This window comes from uncultured Nostoc sp. (assembly GCF_964245445.1).
Classification (GTDB): domain Bacteria; phylum Cyanobacteriota; class Cyanobacteriia; order Cyanobacteriales; family Nostocaceae; genus Nostoc.
Genome location: NZ_CAXTNE010000319.1, coordinates 1 through 8398, shown reverse-complemented (window position 1 = coordinate 8398; position 8398 = coordinate 1). Strand labels below are relative to the sequence as shown.

Genomic DNA, 8398 nt, shown 5'->3' with positions numbered 1-8398 from the left:
GTTATTTCGGCGATCGCATTTGTTATTTCGGCGATCGCATTTGTTATTTCGGCGAACTCATTTGCCCTACCTCACAAAATCCCATTGCTCCCCCTAGTCTTGCAGTACAAAATCTGATGCTGTGAGAGTTGGCGCACCAAGCAGAGTTGCAAATAGACCGCCCCTGCCAAAACCAGCCGCGCTGCCATTTTGGTTGTAGAACAATTGCCCACTCACAGCGTTATATACAATCACAGCACTGCTGGTTCCCACATTGGAAGTAATTTGAAAATCACTCTTGTTACTAAAAGCTGTTCCCACAGCCGAAGTAATTGCACTGAAGGTAGTTTTATCCAGTACAATTTTGTCTGTTTGGGAACTGTTGAAGTCAGTAATGGTATCAATACCAACAGCATCACTCACAAAAAGAACACCAGTATTGTAAAGAAAAGAGTCAGCACCCGCACCGCCTGTAAGAATATCATTGCCAGCACCACCGATGAGGGTATCATTACCAGCGCCACCCCGTAGCAAATCATTGCCACTCTTAGCGTTGATGATGTCATCACCTCCCTGACCATTAATCACATCGTTGGAGTTGTAAAAACCTGTGATGTTATTGTTAAGGTCATTCAGGAAAGTCACCGTGTTCTTGTTAAACAAATTAGTTTGAGTGGAGTTGGCATTGAAGACATCAAAACTGTCAGTTACACTTGTCTGTCCATCAAACAGAATATTCCCAATAGCAGGTCGTGAAGCAGTTGCTGGCAGATTATCCAGGTTTTCTAATTGGAAGTTTTGCAGAGTAACTTTGGTAGAAGCCACATCTAAAAAGGTGAGTTCTAAGTTATTACCATTTTGAGTAAGTTGCAGATTTTGGGCAGTTAAATCATTACCGATAAATTGCAAAGTATCCAATTGGGTAATCACTGTTGCTGATGGATTAAAGCCTTTACCAATACCAGCTAAATCGGTGATGGTGTCATTACCATCACCAAGGTGGAATACAAAGGTGTCTTGACCGCCGTTACCTGTGAGAGTATCTGCTCCTAACAAACCAGTGATGATGTTGTTACTGTTGCTACCTGTTAGGCTGTCGCTACCAGAAGTACCGTTTAACACTTGGTTTAAGATCCGCGGGTTAATTGCTACCGCGAACGTATCATTGACACTTGCCCCAAAATTATCAGTAGTAGTAAGAATGATATTGAGTGTGCCGACATCAGCCTTACTGGGAGTCCCGCTAAATGTTCGAGTTGCTGGATCAAGGGTCAGCCAACTTGGTAAAGCGTTACCGTTTTCTAATGTTGCGGTATAAGTAAGGGTATCGCCTGCATCACCATCAGAGATAGTGTTTTCTGGGATGGCGAAGTTGAAAGTATTGTCTTCTGTGACTGTTTGGTTAGCGATCGCACTGTTTAAAATTGGTGCATCGTTAACAGCACTAATTTTTAGGGCGATCGTCTGAGTTGCAGTTCCACCTTTACCGTCGCTGACAGTGTAGCTGAAACTTCCTGCACTACCATTAGCGTTAGTAACTGGGGCAAAAACTAAGCTAGTTAGTTGTTCGCTGGTTAAGCTTGTATTTGCGGTGACAATTGTATTGTTAAGTAAGCGAATTTCCCCTTTGGTTGTCTCTGGAATGGCGGTGACAGTGATAGTTAAGGGATCGTTATCTGCATCGGTTGGAGTGGCGATCGCTAAAGAAATAGGCGCAGCATCTTCTAGAATTGTTAAAGTGTTATTCGCCTGCGTTATGGGGGCTTGATTCACAGAGATCCCCAGCAGTTTATTTAAAACGTTAATACCAGAAAGGTTATCAACCGTTTCAATAAACCCTGTACCAGCACCAGTACCACTGGAATTGAAAAAATTAAGTACGCTTAAATCAGCTTTTGGGGATGTGATGCCGTCTTTATTTAAGTCAATAATTAAAGTTGTCCCAACTTTTTGTATCCCAAAAATACCAGCTACTGGAGCGGATAGAGAGAGTGTGATATCTGCAAGGTTAAGAGTATCTGTTCCGCCTGTATCTTCAATTTGACTCCCTGCGGCAGTTTTGGCTTGCAGAATATAAATATCATTGCCTAAACCGCCTTTGAGAGTATCAGCACCGCCACCACCAGTTAGTTTATCGTTGAAATTGCCTCCCCGTAAGTCATCCCCATAAATAGTTCCGGTAATATCAAAGCGTTCTACGTTGCTGTATTGAACATGACTTGGCCCCCAAGTAGATATTTCCCCGCTACCTGTTGCTAAGTCAAAGGAATTATAGCGAACACCGATATCAACATAAGAAGTTATAGCAAGTTTATCTCTCCCAAATCCTGCCTCTGTTGAGCCATTCTCTATAGCTGTGTCGATAAGAGTTGCTGTTCCAGTTCTGTAAGTATCTCCGACGTACAAGCCATATAAGCCATTACCTTGATAATTTGTATCTATGGGTTTAACAAAAGCTGCTTTTAGTCCATCAGATGCTAAGACAGGATCAGCACCGCCATTAACTCGTAAACCATAGCTTTCTGCGACCTCTTGATTTTCAGAGCTATTTGTGCTTATCACTGATAGGCTTGAATAACTATCGCTCCAGAGGGCTGTAGTTCCATTGCTACCGTAAAAACTGTTATTTCCTAATTGTAGTGAATTAACTTGAGGGAAATTAGAACTGGTATTAGCCCACCAAATGCCAGTTTCGCTGTTTTGAGATCCTCGCCAAATAATCTGAGAGCCATCGGCTGAAATATAAGGACTGTCAGAATAGGCTTGCGTAATTTGTCTAGGATTTGTCCCATCAGCATTAACGACAAACAAACCATCTGTACTTGAATAAGCAATCTGATTTCCTGAACTAGCAAAAGATAAAGGGGAGTTTATACCACCGCTAATCTTAATCTCAATTTTTCCTGTGCCATCTGTATTAGCAATATACAGTTGACTACCTCCACTCCAAGCAATCTTACTGCCATTAGCTGAGAGAGCTATTGGATTGCTATATCCATTATCAACAATTTTTAGGGGAGCATTAGAACTATCAAGCTTTTTCACCCATAAACCGTTATCTGGATTACTGTAGTAGGCATAAGTTGTACCATCGGCAGAAAGGGCAAATTCACGATGGTTTTCTCCGATTTTGATGGGACTACCTAATCCATAGGCATTACCAATGAAAAAGTCTTCTTGATAGTTCCCACCTTGATAGTAGATTTTACTCCAAGCTACAGCACGGGTGGGTAAGGTAGAGTAATTTAACACTAAAACATCTGTTCCTGCACCACCATCAACTCGATCATCTCCCCAACCTGGTGTTAGGGTGTCATTACCAATGCCGCCTTTAAGGGAATCATTACCATCTTCACCTAGAAGGAAGTCATTGCCGTCTTCACCCCGTAGCGTATCATTCCCTTTGCCTCCGGCGAGCTGGTCATTGCCTTGACCACCATCTATTAAATCATCACCGTTACCGCCAGAAATGGTATCGTTAACAATTTGCAGTTGGCTAAGAATATTAGCCCCTGAAAGGTTAGCTACTGTTTCAATGAATCCTGTTCCTTTGCCTATTCCCGTTGCATCGAAGAAGTTAATAATACTTAAATCATCTTTGGTAACAGCAATTCCATCTTGATTTAAGTCAATCAGTAGCGTTGTCCCTGCACGTCTCATCCCCAAGATTCCCGTTGCGGGAACATTTAAGGAGAGAGTAACCCCTGTGAGTTCTAGGATATCTGTACCACCAACATCCTCAATTTGACTTCCGCCAGCATTTTGAGGATTGAGAATATAAGTATCATTTCCTAATCCTGCTTTGAGAGTATCGGCTCCACCAGCGCCTGTCAGTTTATCATCGAGATTTCCACCAAATAGTTCATCACCGTATTGAGTCCCGATAATGTCAAACCGTTCAATATTGCTGTAGCGGATACGACCCGGTCCCCAAGTGTAAATTTCGCCGCTACCTGTAGCATTATCAAAGGAGTTGTAGCGAACGCCAAGGTCAACATAGCTGGATAAAGAGGGACCTCCAGAACCGCCAGCATAATCCGACGAATTAGTATCTATTAGTATGGGAGGCTCTGTGCCATTAACATCTGCTACGTAAAGGGAGTAAATAGCATTTCTAGAGGCATCAATCCCAGTTTGTTTAGAAAAGACAACTCTCTTACCATCGCCCGAAAGCGACTGAGGAGTAAATGCTGAAGCATTCTCAGTATTTGGTACAGTCCACAAACGGGAACCATCGGTATTGGCTGCATAAATATTATTTGCGGCATACCCAGCCGAACCCGCCCAAACGACTGTAGAACCATCGCCCGAAATTGCAGGTTGAATATTGTAAGCGTTAAGATTTCCTGAAAGTTCTTGGAAATTAGTCCCATCCGTGTTTGCTACCCATACTCCCCGCTCAGTCCCTGAATAGGTTATCTTGGAGCCGTCAGCAGAAAGGTCTAAACCTAGCTGAGTATCATTAAAATCGTTATTAGTAAGCCGTTTAATATTTGTGCCATCCGCGTTGGCAACGAAAATCTCTTCACCCTTGGCTCCTCCAAGACTCTTAACCCAAGCAATCTTACTGCCATCTGCGGAAATAACAGCTTTTGTATCGTTAAAGTTGTCATGGGTAAGCCGTCTAGCTTGAGTGCTATCAGTATTACTAATCCACAGTTCAGAGCCATCAGACCAAACAACCTTACTGCCATCTTTTGATAGAGAAGGATTATCGTAACCTTGCTCTAAACCAACTCTCACAGCAGGGTCTGAACTGTGAATTTTTTTGACCCAGAAACCATCTTTATTATCTACTTTGGCTCTGGCAGCAAGGGTTGTCCCATCTTCCGAAATAGCAACCTTGTAACTGCCTAGAACATCCAAATTTGTTTTGATAGGTGTGCCAATACCGTAGGCGTTAGCAACGTAAACGTAATAATTGTTAGTGTTAGGGTCTGGTTTTGACCAAGCAACTGCCTGTGTCGGGAGAGAAGAATAGTCAATGACTAATAAATCTGTTCCATCGCCACCATCAACAACATCATCGCCCCATCCAGGGTTCAGTATATCATTCCCATCGCCGCCGTTGATCGAATCATTGCCCTCGCTGCCATCAAATAAATTCTCTTCTTCATTGCCAAATAAGGTATCGCCATAGCCCGAACCCACAATTTGTTCTATCGATTGGAAGACATCTCCATCTGCATCTCCTATTTGTACTCCTGTCGCCAAATTGATATAGACACCAGCAGTAGCACTTGTGTAGCTAACAATATCAAAGCCTGTACCACCATTAAGGGTATCTGCACCTGCACCGCCATTTAGCCAGTCATCATCATCATCTCCATAAAGGGCATCATTTCCATCACCACCATAGAGACGATCCCAGTCATCTCCACCGCGAATTGTGTCATTGCCGCCACCCCCATAAATTAAGTCTTGCCCTGCACCACCTTTTAAGTCTGCCGAGATTGTAATATCCGGCTTTATTTCAATGGTGTCATTATTAGCACCACCATCAGCAATGATTTTGCTAACACCGTTATAAGTTTGCGGGATGTTAAATGCAGAAACATTCAGTTTTCCATTGGCAAAGAAGACAGTAAATACTTCTGCTCCATCTTCTATATTAATAATTTCACGAGCGGCAGCATAAGGTCCCATATTTAGCTGCAAGTTGCCACCACCGAGATCGGTTGCTAAATGTAGCTGAGGAGGTGTATCGCTAACATTCCCGAAAGGACCTAATAATGTTACTTTAGGACTTTCAATTCTCTTAACAACTTTCCCAGCAACTTTTGCATAAGCCATAAGATAGGCTTGCACTTGTCCAGAGGCATCAAACATTTCAATCGGGTTGTTAAGAAGTTGAAGAAACTCATTTCCTCGAACTTTATTATCTCCAGGTGTCGGGTCTTTGAGGTTAAGACCAATTGTGCCAATAATACCTCCACCAACACCACCCGATGCTATAGCCAGATCAATTGCTGCGGCGGCTTCTAAAGCTGCACTGACAATAATTTGGGGTTGGGAATCATCAATAAAGAAGCCATTCAAGATATCGGCCGTGTTGCCAGTGCCGGCAAAATCTTTTAAACCCTTAGCATCATAACCAAACTTTAAATCTACGGCAGTTGTTAATCTTCCCGCAACATTAATTCCAAGCACGTAAATAATCGGGAAAAACTGATCGTACTCAAGGGTAAATGCTAAATCAGGTAGATCATAGCTAAATAGATTTGCATTTTCTTTTCCTAACAATAAACTGAATGCTTGGGATGGATCAGTAAGTATAGGAAATTGAAGACCTGGAAGACTGAGAAGGTTATCTAAGTAATTTTTCTCTGAACTACTGTTTGCCAATTGATTCGTCCAAGAAGGAGCAGAACCAATTATATTTGGGTTAATACTATTGAGAGAAAAACTAGAAGCGCGAATATCTTGACCACCAAGGTTAAAACTACCCAAGTTCACAGATAAATTACTGGATGGACTTGAAGCAAGTCCTCCAATTTTTTTGATTGCTTCTATAAATTGACGATCTGACTCATCTATATAGCCCAAAGTTTCAGCAATATCTAGAAGATTAAAACTATAAACTTTGAGGTCAATAGGAGTGGTAAGAAAATTAAGAACATCATTAACAGGTTTAATAATTTTGCCTATACGATCAAAAATAGGGCTAGTAAAATTATTGAAGAACGAGCCTAAATCTAGCTCAACATTATTGAAGGCAACACTTGGTAAGCTTCCAAAGTTTTGATTTTGCCCTGGTGCAACACTAGAATTGTTAAATGACCAATCCAGCTTAAAATCAGTTTTTAGCGAAGGCAGGATAGTAGAAGAGTTATTAAAGCCAGTTTTTAGCTTCAAATTAACATTTGCTGTTCCAGTTAGCTTAGTATCAACTAAGTTTGCATAATTAACAGCAGGTAGCTCTGTTAACAGTAATTGATTGTCTGCATCTTGCAAATCAACATTAAATACACCGTTAAACTGAGTACCCGCGTCTGTAGCAGAAAGTTCTAAAAATCCAAGTTTACCTCTAGTCTCTAGACCGGGAAGAGAAGCGCCCAAATTAAGATTAAGTTCATTGGCAGCAGAGGTATCAAAATAAAATCCATTGGTTTTGTTTATCCCAAAATCAAGATTGAAATCATAGCCAAGATTACTTTTGGCATTACCATTAATACTCAAGCCAATTCCAGGAATACCAAGGTTAGTATCTAAGGGACTATCAAATGCAATTGCTGCTTTACCTAAACGTAAATTAAATTGGATGTTATCTGCTGTTTCAGTGATTTGAATATCATTAAGATCAATTCCGTCACCATTTACATCCTTAAGTATATTCTGACCGTTAATACCCAGAGCATTAAAAAGCGCTTGTTGGATGGTTGTAGATGTAAATTCTCCTATTTGACTTAAAGATGATTGGATATAACTTTTAAGATTATTTAGAAATTGAACTTCACTGTTCGGTAGATTTTTTAGTTGTGTACCTAACAAAGGCAGGCTGTTGCCAAAAACACGGTCATTAACGGCTGATTGAAGTGTAGATAAAAGTGTATCTAATCCTGTAGAAATGTCGGTGAGATTGCTTCCCGTGTAAGAACCACTCCGTTCAATTTCTATAATTTGCCCATCAATGATAGTTGAGGCTTTGTCATTTTCCAGTTTCAACCCTTGTAATTGCGCTTGATTAAGTTTTTGCCCCTGAGCTAAATCAGCAAAAATAGCTCCCTCATCACCTGGTGCGTCAGTACTATTGATTATAGAGTCAACTGAGTGACCAAATTCTTCGAGTAGTACACTGGCGATCGCCCCCACATCTCCCTGATGATTTGTAATAAACTCTTGTGATAAATAAATCCTATTTGTCGCTGCCGCAAAAGCCCCATTAGCCCCATTGATATCTACTGCATAGCGAACCTCTATCTCAGGAAAATCACTGAAATCATTTGCTGACCATGCCGTTCTCAATGAGTCAACATTAGCTTCCTCGCCAAAAGCGATCGCCATCTTTTGACCAAAATCAAGCTTACTAGCAAAAATACTTAAGTAATTTTGTGTTAAAAACAGAGCTTGTTCGACGGTAGTTAAGTATGTCTGGTCAAGAATTAAAGAAGACTTGACATTTAATTTTTTTTCAACAATACGTGTAGTACTCATCTAGTAAGCAGTCTTTAGTAGATAGGGCGAAAGTTAACGTCGATTCTTAGACTAAAAATGATTGTCTAAATCTTCTAGTGCAAAGTATAAAGCATGACGGTATTTAAAAATTCGGATCTTTTTGGTAGATTTACGTAAAATTTTGTAACACACGAAGTTTATCGTGTAAATATAGTAAAATATCTAGTATTTATACGTAGATAAATGAATATTTAAAAGGCGATGCCTGCGGCGGGCTACGCCTACGCGCTAATCGAGCAATTAT

The 8398-nt window shown here is 40.9% G+C and carries 1 protein-coding gene; it reads right to left on the bottom strand.

Annotation, left to right across the window (positions count from 1 at the left end):
• Positions 1-93 precede the first annotated feature (93 nt).
• On the bottom strand, positions 94-8133 hold the full coding sequence (locus tag ACFE90_RS33145) for a putative Ig domain-containing protein (RefSeq protein WP_375506548.1): 8040 nt from the start codon (positions 8131-8133) through the stop codon (positions 94-96).
• Positions 8134-8398 lie beyond the last annotated feature (265 nt).

Coding starts and splice junctions, on each gene's coding strand:
- ACFE90_RS33145 (WP_375506548.1), bottom strand. CDS start 8,133: ATGAGTACTACACGTATTGTTGAAAAAAAATTAAATGTCAAGTCTTCT.